The sequence below is a fragment of the Gracilibacillus sp. JCM 18860 genome (genome assembly GCF_055395245.1).
Window position 1 is genome coordinate 1,151,578 of sequence record NZ_AP043868.1, and the last position, 18,607, is coordinate 1,170,184.

19 protein-coding genes are annotated in these 18,607 nt (G+C 35.2%); 1 reads left to right on the forward strand and 18 read right to left on the reverse strand.

The window, feature by feature from the left end:
* Window positions 1-8: 8 nt before the first annotated feature.
* The 11 genes from ACZ5R4_RS05995 to ACZ5R4_RS06045 all read right to left on the reverse strand — a co-directional run bounded on the left by ACZ5R4_RS05995 (window position 9) and on the right by ACZ5R4_RS06045 (window position 12,313).
* Window positions 9-2,327, reverse strand: a complete 2,319-nt coding sequence (locus ACZ5R4_RS05995; protein WP_464368193.1) for a helix-turn-helix domain-containing protein — start codon at window positions 2,325-2,327, stop codon at window positions 9-11.
* A gap of 395 nt (window positions 2,328-2,722) precedes the next feature.
* Window positions 2,723-3,601, reverse strand: a complete 879-nt coding sequence (locus ACZ5R4_RS06000) for a diacylglycerol/lipid kinase family protein (protein WP_109984927.1) — start codon at window positions 3,599-3,601, stop codon at window positions 2,723-2,725.
* Window positions 3,602-3,621: 20 nt separating this feature from the next.
* On the reverse strand, window positions 3,622-4,842 hold the full coding sequence (locus ACZ5R4_RS06005) for an EAL domain-containing protein (protein WP_464368194.1): 1,221 nt from the start codon (window positions 4,840-4,842) through the stop codon (window positions 3,622-3,624).
* Window positions 4,843-5,022: 180 nt separating this feature from the next.
* Window positions 5,023-6,393: a type I glutamate--ammonia ligase gene (gene glnA / locus ACZ5R4_RS06010; RefSeq protein WP_109984929.1), complete on the reverse strand. Its 1,371-nt coding sequence runs from the start codon at window positions 6,391-6,393 to the stop codon at window positions 5,023-5,025.
* 200 nt (window positions 6,394-6,593) lie between these two features.
* On the reverse strand, window positions 6,594-6,812 hold the full coding sequence (locus tag ACZ5R4_RS06015) for a YdbC family protein (RefSeq protein WP_054787435.1): 219 nt from the start codon (window positions 6,810-6,812) through the stop codon (window positions 6,594-6,596).
* Window positions 6,813-6,883: 71 nt separating this feature from the next.
* Complete coding sequence (locus ACZ5R4_RS06020; protein WP_464368195.1) at window positions 6,884-8,635, reverse strand: methyl-accepting chemotaxis protein; 1,752 nt, start codon at window positions 8,633-8,635, stop codon at window positions 6,884-6,886.
* Between the two features lie 102 nt (window positions 8,636-8,737).
* Window positions 8,738-10,216: a sodium:solute symporter family protein gene (locus ACZ5R4_RS06025; protein ID WP_464368196.1), complete on the reverse strand. Its 1,479-nt coding sequence runs from the start codon at window positions 10,214-10,216 to the stop codon at window positions 8,738-8,740.
* Entirely contained in the window at window positions 10,213-10,401 is a 189-nt protein-coding gene (locus tag ACZ5R4_RS06030) for a hypothetical protein (RefSeq protein ID WP_054860656.1), read from the reverse strand. The genes ACZ5R4_RS06025 and ACZ5R4_RS06030 overlap by 4 nt, the downstream gene beginning before the upstream one ends.
* Window positions 10,402-10,550: 149 nt before the next feature.
* Complete coding sequence (locus tag ACZ5R4_RS06035; RefSeq protein ID WP_054787434.1) at window positions 10,551-10,730, reverse strand: hypothetical protein; 180 nt, start codon at window positions 10,728-10,730, stop codon at window positions 10,551-10,553.
* Between the two features lie 63 nt (window positions 10,731-10,793).
* Window positions 10,794-11,822 (reverse strand): LLM class flavin-dependent oxidoreductase, encoded by a 1,029-nt coding sequence (locus ACZ5R4_RS06040; protein ID WP_109984932.1) that lies wholly within the window; start codon window positions 11,820-11,822, stop codon window positions 10,794-10,796.
* A gap of 116 nt (window positions 11,823-11,938) precedes the next feature.
* Complete coding sequence (locus ACZ5R4_RS06045; RefSeq protein WP_054787433.1) at window positions 11,939-12,313, reverse strand: cupredoxin domain-containing protein; 375 nt, start codon at window positions 12,311-12,313, stop codon at window positions 11,939-11,941.
* Window positions 12,314-12,502: 189 nt separating this feature from the next.
* Between ACZ5R4_RS06045 and ACZ5R4_RS06050 the strand changes: the two genes are divergently transcribed.
* The gene (locus ACZ5R4_RS06050; protein WP_109984934.1) at window positions 12,503-13,183 is read left to right on the forward strand and encodes a thermonuclease family protein; all 681 of its coding nucleotides are present in this window, start codon (window positions 12,503-12,505) and stop codon (window positions 13,181-13,183) included.
* 34 nt (window positions 13,184-13,217) lie between these two features.
* On the opposite strand, the gene ACZ5R4_RS06055 is transcribed toward ACZ5R4_RS06050, so the two are convergent.
* The 7 genes from ACZ5R4_RS06055 to ACZ5R4_RS06085 form a co-directional block, all read right to left on the reverse strand.
* Window positions 13,218-13,955, reverse strand: coding sequence for a hypothetical protein (locus ACZ5R4_RS06055; protein ID WP_054860654.1), 738 nt, complete (start codon window positions 13,953-13,955; stop codon window positions 13,218-13,220).
* Between the two features lie 16 nt (window positions 13,956-13,971).
* Window positions 13,972-14,736 (reverse strand): hypothetical protein, encoded by a 765-nt coding sequence (locus tag ACZ5R4_RS06060; protein WP_277680118.1) that lies wholly within the window; start codon window positions 14,734-14,736, stop codon window positions 13,972-13,974.
* A complete protein-coding gene (locus ACZ5R4_RS06065; RefSeq protein WP_109984936.1) occupies window positions 14,730-15,605 on the reverse strand; it encodes an ABC transporter ATP-binding protein in 876 nt (291 codons plus the stop codon). The genes ACZ5R4_RS06060 and ACZ5R4_RS06065 overlap by 7 nt, the downstream gene beginning before the upstream one ends.
* On the reverse strand, window positions 15,577-16,410 hold the full coding sequence (locus ACZ5R4_RS06070; RefSeq protein ID WP_054860652.1) for an ABC transporter permease: 834 nt from the start codon (window positions 16,408-16,410) through the stop codon (window positions 15,577-15,579). Before ACZ5R4_RS06070 ends, ACZ5R4_RS06065 begins: the two co-directional genes overlap by 29 nt.
* 89 nt (window positions 16,411-16,499) lie before the next feature.
* Entirely contained in the window at window positions 16,500-16,889 is a 390-nt protein-coding gene (locus ACZ5R4_RS06075) for a hypothetical protein (RefSeq protein ID WP_054787425.1), read from the reverse strand.
* 187 nt (window positions 16,890-17,076) lie between these two features.
* On the reverse strand, window positions 17,077-17,868 hold the full coding sequence (locus ACZ5R4_RS06080; protein WP_464368197.1) for a TatD family hydrolase: 792 nt from the start codon (window positions 17,866-17,868) through the stop codon (window positions 17,077-17,079).
* Window positions 17,869-17,872: 4 nt separating this feature from the next.
* Window positions 17,873-18,607 carry an ABC transporter ATP-binding protein gene (locus ACZ5R4_RS06085; protein WP_464368198.1) on the reverse strand — a complete coding sequence of 245 codons (735 nt, stop codon included), beginning with the start codon at window positions 18,605-18,607 and terminating at the stop codon, window positions 17,873-17,875.

Consider the following 18,607-nt stretch of genomic DNA (forward strand, 5'->3'; position numbering starts at 1 on the left):
ATTTCCTCCTAAGAACTACTTGCTCTTGTTTTTCGGTATTGACTAGGTGGCAAGCCTACATGTTTTTTAAATATTCGATTAAAGTAACTATGTCTATACCCTACACTTTCTGATATTTCATTAATTTTCATGTTCGTGTACAATAATAACTCTTTTGCTTTATCCATTCTGATCGTAGTAAGATAATCTATAAAATTGACGCCATGAATCTTTTTAAATGCTTTACTTAAGGCATAAGGCGTGATATCAACATATTCAGCACAACTCTCCAGTGAGATATCCTCCATATAATGTTCCTCAAGGTAAGAAACTACTTTTTCTACTATCACTTTCATTTCCATATTCATGTTATTCTCTAAAAAGGTTATATATGGTTCAATCACTTGTACAATTAACCATTTCACTACCCATTCCATTTCCCGAAGCTGTGATAGCTCCTCATACATATTTCGTCCTTTATATAAAACGACAGGATCTACCCCTGATAGTAAAATTTCGTGTTGAATCGTACTATAAAGCTGCATAATACCTGCATGAACACTTACCTCTTTTGTACTATTGTGTAAAAGTTCATCAAAAAATTGACGAATCAACTCTTCTGATTCATTAATTTTACCTCTTCTAATGCTTTGAATGATCTCTTTTTCTGTTTCAAATGGATAAAATAATTTTTGTCCCTTCACTTCTTTCTCCACTTCATTTAACATAAGAATCTGATTCTGGTTATTGAAGTCTCTAAACCTCCTCGCCCTCCCTATTTCCTCGAAAAGAAAAGGAATATCTTTGATTCTTGTTGTTTCAGAACTGATCGTTATTGTCACATAGCTTGATAGAATACGATTAATTGCTGTCATAATATCCTCTGCTAATTGATTCAATTGATCTGACCAATTCGACATGTCATCTGGAATGATCAAAAAAAGGCTTGCCGTCAAATCATATTGATTTAAAACCGTGTACTGATCGAGATATTTTGCTGTCATATCATCCGCAATATTTGCCATCGCAAAAGCAATCAAGCTATCATCCTCATATGTTCGTTGGAGATGTTCATTTCCTCTTGTTAGCTGGATATCTAATAAAACAAAGGAATGATGATGGACCTTCCAGCGATAATTTTCCATTCTTCTTCTTAAGGCATCCTCATCAAAATCATATAAATACCCTTTAGTAAGCTGAATAAGAAAATTTTGCCTTAACTGCGGTATTTGGTGATTTATACGCTTTTCCAATTGTTCACTTTCAAATGTTAAAGAATCTAACCTGTCTCGAATCTGCTTAAATTCATCCTTCCTTCCATTAGAGGTTAAGTTACTTGTTGCTGTAAAACTACTGGCTAAATTCTTCACAGGCTGATACAAACGGTTTGAGGCAAACCAGGTTAAGAAAAAGGCTAATCCGAGCACAATTAAACTTGCGACAAGTATGACCTTTGAAATCGTGATAATAGGTGTTGTAATTGCTGAAATAGGTGCAGCTGATATGTAAGTCCATTTCGATCCAATTCGATCAAAGGTGCCATACGAAACAGAATAGGTTTTATCCTTCCAATCCATTTGAAATGATCGATCCATCTTATTATTATTCGTAAATACATTAATTAATTCTTTTGTGAATTCCTTATCTGAGGATCCTTCTGTCGATAGAAGTAATTCATTCTCTTCATTGATTAACATTGTTACTCCGTTGCTGTATGGGGTTAGTGTCTCTAGTGTACGAACAAGACTTTTATCATCTATTGTAACAACGATGGCACCAAAAGGATTATTAATCACCCCTGGTATTTGGTGGGTTAATATTAAGTTATTTCGATATCCTGTATGTTGAAAAAAGTCTTCCGTATGATCCCAAGTTATATTTTTTGATGTTTTTAATAAGGAATGATAGCCCTCTTGTTCCTTTTCATCCTTTATGTATTCTATGTAAGGTGTGAATAAAACAGGGCCTTCCTTTGTTTCCACAAATAATTCCACCTCACCAATAAGTGGCTGGCTTCCTTCAAGGATCATTAACTTCTGCATAATTTCTCTTGTTTTTTGGAACTCATAAACAAAATCAGTGGTAATTAGTTGATAATTAAAACTTGGATCAAATGCCCAATAGGTTAAGGACTCTTCCAAGTAACTAAATTGTGTATCAATATTTTGAGCACGATCATCAATCTCCTCTACATGTACTTTACGCAACTCTTTTTCGGTAGAGCTTAATCCGAATGTATAAATAGCAATACCTGAAATAATCCCTGGAATAGAAGTAATAAATAAAATTAATAGAAAGCTTTTCCGAAAATAATTGCTCTGCCAACGATAGGAAAACCATTTTTTCATATTGGAGAAAATTTTTTTATCTCTCATATTCTTCACCTCACTTGAATAATTCTATCACAAATGTAAGCACTTACAAATAGTGTGAGGAAAAGAGTGGAATGAAGACTTGCTTTCACCTCCAAACTATATGGATAATATATTATGTTGGAATTTTTCCTGCAATAATAAATTTTTGTATACAATCACAACTAGTTATTATATAAGGATCTAATAAATTAGCACTTTTGAGTAAAATTATCACTTTTTTGCACTACTACATAAGAAAAACTCGCATTCGCTCGTCCTTTAGCGGATGCGTTAGCTTTTCTTATACTTTGGACTTCAAAATTTTTGCTTCATCGCATTCCTTCCTACAAAAATTTTATATTTTCCTAACGTATAAAAAGGGGTAATGGTTATACCATTACCCGTAAACGGCTTGGAAGAATTCTTATTTTTAATGGAGTTTCTTCCCCTTCATCGCCATCAACATTTATCACTTTCGTTGTATTAGTCTGGATGATTGCTTCCTTAGCTTTCCTATAAATGACATTGTTTTGTTCCTTTAACGAACCACTCATTAATTTTGCAATCATTGCTATGCTTTTTATACTTGTTAATTCTTTAAAAATGAATAGATGCAAATATCCATCGTCTATTTCCGCTTCCTTGATCATATTTTTCCAGCCAGCGAAGGTGTCTGTCACCGCCACTAATACAAACATCGCATCAGTGTCCAAGGTGTCTATATCTGTTTCTATTTGTACTCGAAATACGTCTTTTTCGGAAAACTTCTTTACACCTTCGATAAAATAGGCAAAAGATCCATATTTCGATTTTTGCTCAGCAGTTACAGAATAGGTTGCTTCTGCTATCACACCTAAGTTGATTAAGTTCATAAAATACTGATCATTAACTTTGCCAATATCGACATTTTGGAATTGACCTTTTTCTATTATTTCAATAGCTTCATCTGGGTTTAGAGGAAGTTCTAATGCTTTTGCAAAATTATTCACTGTACCAAATGGAATAATGAGTAATGTCGGATAATGATTAGTTGGAGCAATTCCGTTGATCACTTCATTTATTGTACCATCTCCTCCCATGATTACGATAAGATCCAAGTTACTCTCACAAGCTTCCTGCGCAAAATGAACCGCATCCCTTACTTTTTGTGTGATTCTACTAGTCACTCTATACCCCTTATTCTGTAATTTATCTAGCACTTTATTACGATAATTCTCACTTTCTTCGGAACCAGAACTCGGGTTTACAATGACCATAGCTGTTTTCAATTAGAGACCTCCTTTCATAATTACCATAATAAATCCTCATGCTCGTCTAAATACATTGGTGAAATATCCATAAATACGTATAAATTTTCGTCGATAGGATAAGAAAATGTACGAATTCTTTCTCCTGTTTCGATATCATTATAGATGTCTGAAAGTATCCCCGTTTGATCATGATTCATTCGAATGACATTTTCAATAAAGTATGGTCGCCAACTCCAGTTTTTTCCCTTCACTGTAAGATCCTGTCTCCAAGCATCCTTGGTATAAATATAGTTAGCGGTTTTTTGAAAGCCATCTGCATCTGTCACATAAATACGGAAAAACATCTCGTCCCAATTGGTAATAAAACGATCAATCTCTTCCTCTAGGTTCTTTTCTAAACTTAACATTTTAATATTTTGCTGTAATTTTTCATTTAATGTTTCGGTTAACTGATATTTTGCATTAATTTTTGATCTTTCAATATAGATAAATTGTTGGATATCCTTTCTAAACCTAGTTTTTAAAAGGTCTCTCCTTATAAAAGCTTCACTCGGGGTCGATAGAAATGGGCCCTGGTAGTATCTTCCGTTATTTCGCCATGCATAATGAAAATGATAGTTAGATTCTATTCCATCAAATAACAGTTCTGCTCCCACTCTTCTTGCTAAGATAGATAAGGAGTAAATGGTATGCTGATAGTTAACAGAAAGTGATTGGTCTAGTAAGGAAGCTAGGTTTATTTTGATAATATCTGGTTCAAGTGTGCTAATACGATCCATATTGCTTGAACCCCTTCCGGCATCATTAATCGCAATTTTGACGCCAAAGGTTTTTAAATATTTTAATGAGTTTGATAGGTTATCCATTTCCTCTACTGATTCTTGTTCAACAATTTCTAAAATAACCTTGGATAAATCCAATCCCTTTTCTTGATAAGAAATCAGCTCTTGAACAAAGTCCTTTTCTTCCTCTGTTTTTGTTAAATAGCTTTGATGGACAATGAGGAAAATACTTGCATCCACATTATGCTTCAGATATATATCTAATGCTCTTCGATGAATATGTCGATCCATATCTACTTTGAAATCATCAGGGACATTTTGGTTCTGAAAGAAGGCACGAATACTTTCTCTTTTTCTCTCTGTTTCTAAATAACCAAGTACTTGGTAGCCGACGACCTCATGACTATCAGCACTAAACACTGGTTGATAATATGGTTTAACTCGTTCCATATCAAGCATGATATCTAAAGGATCCATTTTAAACACCTCACTATACATTCACCTATAATTGAATTATATCGATTTTCTAAATTAATTGAAAAGAATACGAGTTTTATAGGAATTCAATCCGTTGTAGAACGCTTATCAAAAAAACAACCCGGACCTTTTTAAAGTTCGGGTTGTATATCAACTAAAAGTATATAATTAAGCGAATAATTAGAATTTACTTTGATAGCTTGCCAACTCCCAATCGGTCACAGCGGTACGATAACTGTTCCATTCTTCTTGTTTTAGTGAAAGGTATTCCTTTAATGCGTATTCTCCAAGCACTTGTTTACCTATTTCACCATCAACTAATGCTCGAATGGATTCACCTAAGGTTGTTGGTAGATTCTGAATGCCTCGTAGGATTCTTTCATCGTCGTCCATACTAAAAATATCGTCGACTATTTCTGCAGGTGCGTTCATTTCTTTCTCTATTCCGTTAATACCAGATTGTGCAATAGCTGCGAAAGCATAGTATGGATTTGCTGATGGATCTGGGCATCTAATTTCGACACGTGTTCCAGCACCACGGGTTGCTGGGATACGAACTAATGCAGAACGATTGGAAGCAGACCATGCGATATAGCATGGTGCCTCATAACCCGGAACAAGCCTTTTATAAGAATTTACAAGTGGATTAGTAAATACCGCAAAGGAAGAAACATGTGTCAAAAGCCCTGCAATAAATTGATAAGCTTCTTCTGACAATTGTCTTGAGTCCTTTTCATCGAAAAAAGCATTTTTCCCAGCTTTTTGATCAAATAAGGAGATATTTACATGCATTCCATTTCCGTTTTCACCAAAGATAGGCTTTGGCATAAATGTAGCTCTAAGACCAAATTGCTGAGCAATTGTTTTTACTACCCATTTAAATGTCGTTGCATTATCAGCAGTGGTCAGTGCATCGGCATATTTAAAGTTAATCTCATGTTGACCAATGGCTACTTCGTGATGGGAAGCTTCAATTACAAAGCCCATTTTTTTCAATGTTCGATAAATTTCCAAGCGTACTTTTTCTCCTAAATCATATGGTGCCGGTTCAAAATAACCCCCTTGATCGGCCACTCTGTTGGTAGGGTCTCCTTTGGCATCTGTTTCAAATAAGAAAAATTCAAGCTCAGGACCTACCTGAATAGAAAAATTCTTCTCATTCGCCTTATCTACAGTATTTTTTAGAATCGTACGGGGATCTCCTTCAAAGGGAGTTCCATCTGGGTTCGTCACACTACATAAAAATCTTGCCTCTGCATATCCGTCTTCCTCTGTCCATGGTAATACAGCAAATGTATTTAAATCTGGTAATAAATACAGATCTGATTTGTTAATTGGAGTGAATCCTTTAATAGAGGAACCGTCAAACATTGTTTTTCCTTCAACCACGTCACCTAATTGCTCCGAAGTGACGGTTACTTGTTTTAAGGAACCTTCAATATCGACAAATTGTAGATGTAATAGTTCTACATGTCTTTTCTCGATTTGATCCTTGATCATCTCTAAGTTGGTCTTGTGAACCTTCGTTCTATCTGGTGCTAATGTCGCCATTTTTCATATCCCCTTTTTTATGTTAAATCATTTAACATCTTTTGTTATTTACCATCCTACTATTTACGAACATTTAACGTCATGTTTTCTGTAAGGAAATCTAACAAACTTTTTTAGAGGTTTTGGGAATATCGAATTGGAAAATTTGATGATAGTGAAAAAGCTTGATATGAGTGTCTAGCACCTCATATCAAGCTTTTTTAATTTGACTCGACCATAAAGTCTTTTAATGCTTTCCATTCTTCCATTGTTAACGTAATACCTTTACCCATTTTTTCATGATCTGGTGACCAATCTCTTATGTCATATTTAGGCTCGCGGTCATTCCAGCTGATCAAATTCACTTCCTTCGTCCAACCAGAAGGTGATTCAGCTAATACAGCAATGTTCTCCACGATTTCAAATTTAATCCCTGCCATCATCTCACCTCATTACATGCTATAATGATTCTATTTTACGTGATTATAGATGATGATTCAATCTGCACTCATCATTTGGAAATGGTATAACGGTTAATAATGTTACTAAGATCTTGGTTTAACCCTGTTAAGTTTTCTGCTGATTTTGCCACATTGGCAATCGCGTTTATCTGCTCGTCAACGGATGAAGTGATCTCCTCCACAGACGCAGCTGTTTCTTCAGATACACTGGATACACTTTCAATATTTTCATTCATTTTTTCTACTTCGTTCGTAATCTGATCCATCTCTGTCTTAACAGAACCGATTGCTGCCACAATTTCCTTAACAGCTTGCTGTAAGTCCACAAAGATACCCTCTGTTTCCTCCACATCGTTGTTTAACCCTTCTGAACTCTGGACGTTACTCCGAACAGCCTCAACGGTTTTATCAGTTTCTGCAACAATGGTTGAAACAACCTGTTGTACTTGGTGTGTCGCATCCTTAGACTGTTCTGCAAGCTTTCTGATTTCATCAGCGACTACAGAGAATCCTTTACCGTGTTCCCCCGCTCTTGCTGCTTCAATACTTGCATTTAGTGCCAGTAAGTTCGTTTCTTCCGCAATATGCTCTATCGTATCCATAACAGATGTAATTTTTGTAACTTTTTGATTCAATTGTTGGATATCTTCTGCAATTGCCCTAGATGCATGAACGGCTTCACTATTTGATTTCTGTAATTTTGAGACGATTTCTTGGCCATTACTTGATAGCTCTTCTGTCTCTGTAGTGATCGTATCCACCTTAGTGGTTTCGCCTTGCATTTTTTGCACGGCTTGTGATAATAGATCTACTCTATAACTAATATCCTCTAAATCATTTGCTTGTTCTTGAGTGCCTCGAGAGATTTCCTCCATCGCATTTCCAACTTCCTCACTGCTTGCAGAGGTTTGTTCCGAGATTGCTGATAAATCTGTTGCTGCATCAAGTAATTGATCACTTGATTGGTGAACATTTGTTACTAATGTAGTTAATTGATCAGACATTTTATTAAATGCTGCAGCAAGTAAGCCTATTTCGTCCTGAGACTCTTTTAAATTTGTCTTTTTAATATTACCTTCTGCAATGGATGTGGCAACATCTGCCACCATTGTAAGAGATACTAATTTTTTTCTTGTTAACAAATAAAAAATAATAGCACTAATAACGATAATTACGACAACACTACTAATAATAACCAACAATAATTGATGTAACCCTTCATAAAACTCATCCTGATATACAGCAACACCTATAGTCCAATCCCATGGCTCAAAATATCTCATATAAGCTGTTTTGTCTTTATAACTTCCATCCTCTTGGAGATCACTGTATTCAGCAATTCTATCATCAGGTTCTGATGCTTTACCTGCTTTTACAAGTGATGCGCGATTACTCCGATTTAAATCATCAGCAGGCTCGCTACCTATTTCGGTAGGATGTAATTGCAAGACAAGCTCTTCATCATAAGCTAGAACATATCCATTGTTTTTATAAACAAAATTTGTTTGAGAATAGTCATATTCTTGCTTATTATTTTCTGGTCCATTTAATAGGAGACGAGCCTCATCCTTCGCCTCTTCTAAGCTTAATCTTCCCTCTTCCACTTCTTGATTTAATAATTCTAGAATGGAATATGCCCCATCTGTTATCTTCCTTAATTCACTTTCTCCTGATTCTACTAATTGAGCTTTTGCTACATTATAACTAAATATTCCAATGACAATTCCTGTTATGGCAACGATAACGGTAATTAATGAGATTAATTTAGTTGATACACTAGATTTCCACTTCTGTTTTTTCAAGCTGTTTCCTCCCCTTCTAAATAGTTATATCGACATTAATTGCGTATTATCAATACATGTTTTAAAACTATTTAAAAGGGAAAAATTAGCACTTCTTTGGATTTATCTAGAGTTTTTCTTCAACTTAACCTGTAAATAATCGATAAATTCATTGGCTTTGTCTTCAGGGGCTTTGGTTATGAAACTTGTGCTAATAAAGAGAATAGTAGAAATAATAATCCCCCAAATACCTGACTTCAAGCCTAAAGGTAAAAGTTGAAAGGCTTCAAGAATAATCACAAAAATACTTCCTATGATAACACTTATAATCACACCACTTGCTGTTCCTTTTCTCCAAAAGAATGCGCCGATAATTCCTGGCACTACAACAATTAAACCAGCAGAAGATGCTACTGATAATACGGCAATTAAATCTAGTTGTAATTGTGCAAATAAATAGGCCAGAATTGCAATTATAGGTATTACAATTTTTCCTATTTGCAATTGTTTTTGGTCTGTTGTTTGTTTATGCTTCATAATATTACGATATACATCCCTAGAAAATAAGGAAGAGAGTGTCAATAAAATCGAATCAATGGTCGAGATAGCCGCAGCTAATATTCCTACCATGACAATAACGCCTAGGAGATCTGGAACCAATTCGGATGATAACAGTATTGGTGTTGCTAAATCGGCATTATCTAATTCTGGAAAAAGAACTGTCGCAGATAATCCCCATACAACAGATACAATCGTATAAATAAATCCAAAAATTAAAAAGCCTAGTAGCATATGTCGCATACTTTTCATCGATGATGGCATAAATAAACGCTGACTTACCTGTGGATTAGAAATACTAAAGAAAAACCAAGGAATAGTTAAACCTAAAAATGTCCAAAAGTTAAAAAATCCATTTCCTGGTACCGCTAAGGCTTCTGGTTTTGTCTTTTCAATGGAGTCAAAAAATCCATTCCAGCCCCCTAATCCATCTATAATCAATAAAACCACAATGGTAGACGCGATGATCATAATTAACGATTGTAATGAATCAGTCCAAGCAACTGAGCGAATTCCCGCAATATATGTGAAAACTAATGCTAAAATGGTTGCGATAATAACGCCTGTTGTATAGGAAATTGCACCACTTGTTACCCCTTCTAATAAATAGCCAATCCCTGTAAGTTGTACTGCACTATATGGAATTAAGAATAAGCAGCTGGATAAAGCTGTCACAATTGCTACCCATTTATTTTGGTAGCGATCACCTAGCATTTCTGATGGTGTCACATAGCCATATTTTTTTCCAACTAACCAAAAGCGTGGGCCAAAAATAGCCACCAAAGAAACACCCATGAAATAAATAATCTCAAATCCAAATGCTCCAACGCCACCATTGTAGGTTAATCCTGCAAGACCTACTAGCATGAAAGCACTATAGGTTGTTGCACTATAACTAAGTGCAGAAACAAAACCATTTAGCTTCCGGTCACCGAGAAAATAGCCAGCCATACTGTTTTGTTTTCCTACTCTAGATAGGAAAGCAATAAATATTCCAATTAAAATGTAGAGGGTAATGGTGATCCAAACCATTGTTGTGCTCACTCTTCATCACCCCACTCTTTTGTCAAGATATAATTGATGATAATAACTATTATTGCAAGAATAGTCCATAACAAAAAACTACCATACCATTTTTCTATATTAGAAAATAAGGTATATGGGAGAAAATATCCTAGAAATACGATAAATAGAATGATAAGTCCCCACATTTTTTCTTTTTTATTCATTTAGCTCCCCCTCATTTTTCTTCACATCATTTTCATTATACACATTATATTACATCTGTAAAGACACATGTTCAAACGCCTCTTATAGCTCTACTGCTTCAAATAAAAAAAGATCCGACTAATGAAATCGGATCTTACTCTAACCTAGATTAATTCTTTTTCTGATGTTGTCTCGAAATATTTCTTCTGATATAAATATTATAAGCAATTAAAGCAAAAGCAATAATAAAAATAACTATCCCAGGAATATAAATTACCCCAGTCAAATCAAGAATCATTAAAATAACTAATATCGTTAAAAGTGGTATACGAATTTTATTATAATACATCAAAGACCCCCTTCTTTCAAACGCTTTCATTCATTATATCTTATCACACCAAATTCTTTTATACTAGAAGGAATTATTGATCGCAGGTGCTACTTCTGTTGCAAGTAAATGAATTGTTTTTTTCACTTTTTCAATAGGCAGTCCACCGAAATCGACTTGAGCCAAAAAACGATGATGACCAAACAGCTCTCTTTGATAATGGATCTTTCTAATAATTTGTGCAGGTGTTCCAACTAAAAGTGTAGATTGTTCACTTGTTATGTATGCCATATCTGTTCTCGCAACCCCCATCGCTCCTCCAATTCCGTGACTAGTGAGATGGCTCCAATATTTCCCATAGTATTGGTAAAATTCCTTTTCAATTTCTGCCTCTGTTTCTCTAATAAAAGTATGAGCTGCAATCGAGATATATGGTGAATTTCCTTGAAATGATTGTTTATATGTTTCGATTAATGGTAGATATTTTTTAACTATCCCACCAATCATCACAACGGTTAAACCACAGCCATTCTGCCCTGCTCGTTGAGCACTCTCTATCGTTCCACCAACCCCAATTGAAATTGGTAGTTTCGCTTGCTTCGGTCTAGGCGAGATCTCTGCATCCTGTAATGCTGGTCGAAATTGACCTTCCCATGTCACGCGTTTTTCTTCATTTAAAGTAAGAAATAGCTGTAAATGTTCCTCAAACAGTTCATCATATTTTGCTTCATCATATCCAAACAAAGGGAATGCCTCGACAAACGCTCCTCTTCCTGCAGTAAATTCAACACGACCATCCGACAACAGATCGAGTGTTGCAAAATCCTCAAAAAGTCGAACTGGATCAGCTGTATTTAGTAAGGATGTGAGTGCAGTGAGTTTAATTTGTTTTGTTCTTTGCGCAATGGATGATAGGACGACTTGAGGTGAGGAAACCGCATAGTCAAGACGATGGTGCTCACCAACTCCAAACAAATCAAGGCCAAGTTTATCTGCATAATCAGCCATCTGAATCATTTCGTTTATTTTTTGACTAAAGCTAGGAATATAACGGCTGAATGGATCCTCTAATATTTCTGCTAATGAATAGATACCAATTTCAAATTTTTTCATTTCACTCTTCCTTTATTTCAGTGTATATCCACTAATCTATTTTACCATAATTCTCTGACCTTTCTATTCTACTATTTACCAAAAAAATAACCGAGCATATAGCCCGGTTCAAAAAATTATTGGACAACTAATGTTGCTACCATTTCGTCATGACCTGTTCCACAAGGGATGCTACAACGAATAGTATATTCACCTGCTTCTAAGTTTGCAGTAGCTGTGCCCTCATTTTCTATTGCGATATCTGTATTATCGATCGAAATTCCATGGTACCCATCTTCACTTGTAAGTTGGACAGTTACTTCTCCTGCTGGAACTGTGTATTCTTCTTTGTCAAATTCCCAATTAGATGCTTTTATATCTACTACTTCACCATTCTCACTTGAAGCTGATTCATTTGTGTCAGCTTTATTATCTTCTTCACCGCCACCGCAAGCTGCAAGTAGTAATACTAGAAATAGGCTTGAAACTAGTAATAAAGTCCACTTTTTCATAATTATTACTCCCTTTCATATGTGTTTCTATTACTAGTATATACCAAAAATCTATTTTTTATAGTGACTTATATCAAGCTTCACAAATTTTTCACATTATGACAAACGCATAATTGTTCGGTTTGCCATTGTCTGGAATTATTTTCTATAGTACACTGTTAAGGAATATAAACAACATGGAGGGAACTCATGATCTTTCGAAAGACAATCATTTGTTTGATTACACTTTTATGCCTGCTTACTGGATGTGGTATGTCCGTAGATCAATCAACTGTTCAAACTAATCATGTAACAAATAAGGAAGAAAACTTAGTAACCGCATCAGTCTTACGAGTTGTTGATGGGGATACATTAAAAATAGAAATAAATGGAGAGGAAGAGACGATGCGGCTTCTTCTTGTGGATACACCAGAAACGAAGCATCCCGACCTTCCCGTTCAGCCATTTGGTGAAGAAGCATCACGATTCACGGAGAATTTGTTATCAAATCAGCAAATCCAAATTGAATTTGACGGTCCACAACGTGATAAATATAATCGATTATTAGGTTATGTATGGATAGATGGAGAAAACTTCAATAAATTGCTATTAAAAGAAGGTTTAGCGAGATATGCCTACGAATATGATCCTCCTTATACACATCAAGAAGAAATGAAGATGGCGGAAAAACAAGCAAGGCAAGAAGGGATAGGTATCTGGAGTATAGATGATTACGTTTCAGAGGATGGATTTCACGCGGACTCAGAAGACAATGTTATTTATGGGAGTTGTGCGGAAGCTAAAGAAGCAGGGGTCACTCCCCTATACAAAGAAGACCTTGGATATCATTTAGATTTGGATGGTGATCGAGATGGGATTGCATGTGAATAAGAAACAACCAACGAAGTATATTGGGCTGTTTCTCCTATCCTTGCTTATAACTTATGAGCAAGGTCACCATGGAACAAAGCAAGATGATAAGCAGATTGAAACAATGATAGAATACTAGCTCACTAGTATTCAATTGTGCGAAGGAGGAATAATGAATAGGTGACAACCAACGTGGGATCCATTCATATGTTCGAAATATACACAAAATAACTAGTAAAACCGTATACAATAAATAAAAGATCTGATTTTTTTGAAATAGATAAGTTCCCAAAATCGCGATTGCACATAATGTCATGAGGCCAGAAACGAGAATAAGATAGCTACCTGTAATATTTAGAATGAATTCTCGGTTAAGATGAACCTCGAAAAATAGGGAACCAACCAACATATGTAAGATAAACAGAGAAAAAGTATAGAGAAGAATAAAGAAAGTAATAGCACTTGCTTTACAAATGAGCATATGTGACCACCGATGAATTCTTAACAATACCAGTTGATCGTATTTAGAGAAAACACTCATTAGAGAGTTTATACAAATTAAAATAGGTAATAAATTCGCTAACCAACCAACCATTCTAATAAGGTGATCAGGAGATTTAATGCCAGCTAAAGAATAAACTAGATAATCCATAAGGTTGACATTATTCTCGATCGACAAATCAGAAACAAGGAAGATACGAGTCATGGCTAAGCACAAAAAAAGAAACAGAAGAGAAAAAATAGTCTTCCCGTTTAGAAGATAAACAAGATTTGCCACAAAGATTTTTCTCATTCTATTGTCACCCTCTTCAAAACTGTTTTTTTCTAATGTGTATAAACATTAAAATAATAGAAATAAATAACACAATAAGGTTATAACGAATCGACCAATCGATCGTAAAGTTCTCTACTTGCTCACTGATTTTATTTGGATATAGGGAGAAAAACATCATTTGTGCAATGGGCGTAAATTTAAACATTGTTCGTATCGGATAAATCATCCAAACTATGTAACTCAATAAACAAATGAATACACCGAATCCTAGTGCTATCACTGAATTAAAATATCTTAAAGAAATAAACATCGTAAATGTACCAATTGAAGTTAATGTCACGATATATAAGGTAATTAACGAAGTAAGGATTGTCAGTGGGTTTTGCTCCTCATAAAAAAATTGTGCACTATCCCAGCTCAATTCCACATGCATCCCTTGAACCCATCCAGAAATAAAAAACAGAATAAAACAAAGAACGGAAAAAGTGAATGCTGCAGCAAAATGAACTACAATAAAATAAAAAAGAAGTCTGACCTTTGATCTAGCCCTTATATAAATAACATTTGAAGCCATTATTTTAGGAATAAAATCCACTATTAGAAGGAAGTAGAGTAATGGAATAACAATTAACGTTAGATAATGTTGGGTTAGCCCCGTGACGATAAATTCAAATATATTTTCAGACTTCTGCACTCCTGTACGATCAATAAAAAAGGTGAGACCAAATAGTGTACCTGTTACAACAAGCCAACGCCATCCATTATGAATAAACAGCTGAATCAATCCGACAGTTAGCATAACACAACCTCTTCCTCCATCATAATCTTTTCTGGTATTATATGGTAACTCATTAAAAAAGCTAATAATTCTTGCTTACTTTCCCACTCCCCTTTACACTGGCCAGTTGCAAAGCCGCCAACCCGTTTGATGATACGGAAATCAGTTAAGACATAACTTAACTGTTCTAATTCCTCAACTGTACGAACAAGAATAATCCATTCACGTTGTTTTTGTTTCTGGATCAGTTCTAATTTTCCGTCCTTTAACAAATAAACTTTGTCGCAAAACCTGCTTATTTCTTCTTCAATGTGAGAGACGAGAATGATCGCAACATGATCATTAATTTGTTTTTCTAAGATCTGGCGAAATAAATCAACTCCATCCTTATCCAATCCATTTGTTGGCTCGTCCAATAGTAAAATTTTCGGTTCTTCCATAATTGCTTGTGCAATACCTAAACGTTGTAGCATACCTTGAGAATATTTCCTTACCTTTTTCTTATCCATAGGTTCTAAACCAACCATTTTTAAACTTTTTTTAATCGTTTCTTTACCGATTTTTTCTTGGATTCCTGCTAGTAATGCTAGATTTTGAAAGCCAGTAAATTGTGGTAAAAATGTTGGTGTTTCAATCAGAGCACCTATTCCTGCTGGGATTTTCCCAACAAGTCCTGGCTCTACTATTTCATTGGAAACGATCACTTCTCCTTGATCAGGGTATAAAAAACCACATATTTGTCGTAGTATCGTTGTTTTGCCAGATCCATTCGCACCTGTTATACCAACTACTTCACCTGCCGATACAGAAAAATTGATTCCATCCAAAATCATCGTTTTTCCTAGTTTCTTCTTTACACCTTTAAATTGAATTAATCTTTGTTTTTCCATATAATTGCAGTCCTTTCTTAAATTTTAATGAGAAACGAAAATACACTAAAAAAGAAGTAATGAGTAAGGAAAAGAGTAGTATAATCGGCAGTTCTAATAAAGAATATTCGAAACTATTCAGCATATATCCTCCCACTAATTCAAATGGAGCGAATTTATTAATATGAAGAGCAAAGAACAAAAGCTGACCAATGATAAAGATGAAAAAAGGAGCAAACATTACGATATAGACATTTTTTGACCATGTTGCCAATAATATAGAGAGGAGCGATATAAACACCGCCAATATGGCAGTATTTAACACGATGAAGAAAATATAAAGAAAAGGTGATTGAGTAAATAAGTCATGACCGAAGCTTGGCACATAGCCCTCCATTTCGGTTATAGAATTGGGTGGATGGAAAGATATTCGGAGATATAAAAAGCAAAGTATCTCCACAATGAAAACGAATAGAAAACTAATAATCGATGCAGCTATCATTTTGGAGAAAATATATTTTTTGTATGTCGTTCTTAATAGGATAAACTCTATATATCCTGTTTTTCGATCCAATGCTAAAGATGAACCAGATAAAAGGGCAATAATGAAGGGAAAAACAATTGGCAAAATGGCTTTTGGGCCAACGCCATGTGTATATAGGAATGCCGAGAAGTAATTATAGCTATTCCTTTCTAAGCCTAATTCCGTATTTGGGCGGAATTTTTCGGCACCTAAAACAAATAACGCAACAAATAATAGAAAGGCAATGAGCGTACTCCATGTAAACAGATTTCTCTTCATCTCCGTACGGATTAATTTGACCATCATCACTACACTCCATTCACCATCAGAATATTTGAAAAATGGGGGAGCCTAAGAACTAAGGGCAGTTGATGGAACTGCCCTAATGGAAGTTACCATCTCACACGATATTTTGTATATACAGTAGAGGGATTAGTAAGCCTTGTTTCTAGCATTACTCGGATTGCTCTTAAATTCGTTGCATTGCTGCGTACACGTCGCCATGTTGCTATCGCTAATGGCACTTCTTCTTGTCCAAGATGAATACGTTTATTATCGTCCACTACTGTTGCATATAGTGCGGCATTATTTTCAACAGTAAGAAGGTATACCTGTTGTACTTTTGGATCCATTGCAGGATGAATAGGAGTGAATAAATTTCCGCCAAATCGGGGTACATTTCCTGAGTAGGTATGATATTGGCTAGCAAATGTTATCCCACTAGTTACCAAGATTCCCATTAGAATGATCAAGGAAGCACCAATAATCTTAACCTTTTTCATTTAGTTCAACTCCCTTATAAAATTTGACTTTCCCTAATGACATCACTACCCTCCCTTCTTTTAGATTAATAATTAATTCGATATCCCTTATATAAATTCCTGCCAAAAACAGAAAAATATTACCATATTTTTCTTGATTGCGCTTTCTATAAAACTAAGATTGTCTCGCTTGAATACTATAAGGGACTCATCTTAAATAAGATGAGCCCCTTAACAAAATTTGATAGAATTCCTTTGTGTTCTCTAATATTTTCCTTTCTACTTCAGGAAGAGAGACCTTTTTTATTGTTGCGATTTGCTTGATAGATTCGGCCATCATTACTGGATGAGTCCTTTTATTTTCAAAAGGGCCATGGAATTGCCATGGTCCATCAGTCTCTACCATGGTAAATTCTAAAGGATAGATATCTATTATCCTTTGAATTTCTTTTTCATAAACACAATCTGGTGTGACAGAAATACGATATTGGTTCTTAATCATCCGCTTCATCGTATCGCCAGAGCCTTTGAACCAATGAAAATGTGCTTTATTGTGACCATGTTTTTCTAATAGGTCGCACACAATGTCAGCATCCTCATATACAGCATGAAGCACAATCGGTAAATGATATTCTTTTGCCAAATTGATAAATCTCTCCAAAATATGAATATATGGATTTATATCTAACGTTGGACGTTCTTTTTTTAGATAATAAGGTAAACCCACTTCTCCAATTGCGACTATAGAATGATGGTGTTTTCTGATTAACTCTTCCAATTCAGCTAATTCTTTCTCATCTGGCAATGACTGCTCAGGGTGCCATCCTAAAGCAGGAAAAACTAGCTTGTTTTTCTGAGATAATGACAATACTTTTTTGCAAGATGCTAAGTCACTTGAAATGGCGATAAGACCTGCAATCCTTTTATCCTTTAAGTCCTTTAGGATAGTTTCCCGTTCTTCCTTTTTATACCAGTCAAGGTGAATATGTGCATCAATCATCAGTTTATGAGCCCCTTAATATTCTGTAAATTCGTTTCTTTATTTCTAATAATTCAGGTGATAAAAGTAAGCGATCTGTTCGAGGTCGTTCAAAAGGGATATGAACCTCTTCGGTTACTTTTGCTGGGCGTTCGCCTAAGACTAGAATGCGATCGGATAAAAAAATTGCTTCTTCAATATTATGTGTAACAAATAAAACCGAAGGACGTTCTTCCTCCCAGATGGATAATAGCCATTTCTGCATATCTACCCTAGTAAACTCATCTAGCGCAGAAAAAGGTTCATCTAGACAAATAAAGGATTGTGGACTTAATAAGCTTCTAACAAAAGCTACTCGTTGCTGCATCCCACCAGAAAGCTGATGAGGATAAGCATCAATATAATCATGAAGTCCTGCACGTTTTAACATTTTCTTTGCCTTTCGTTTATCAGGTCTTTCAAAAAGCTCTGCGGCCAATACTACATTTTCAAGAATCGTACGCCACGGAAAAAGGGAAGGACTTTGAGGCATATAGCTAATGGCACCTTTCTTTCCGATAATATTTTCGCCGTTTAAGAGAATGGTTCCTTGATCTGGCTCATACAAGCCTCCAATTAAATGAAAAATCGTACTCTTTCCACTTCCAGATGGACCTAGTAATGACACAAATTCTCCTTCATTTACCACTAGATTCAAATCTTGAATAATGGTATGTGGTTCAAAGCTTTTCGTTAAGTGATTAATTTGTAATGTGCTCAA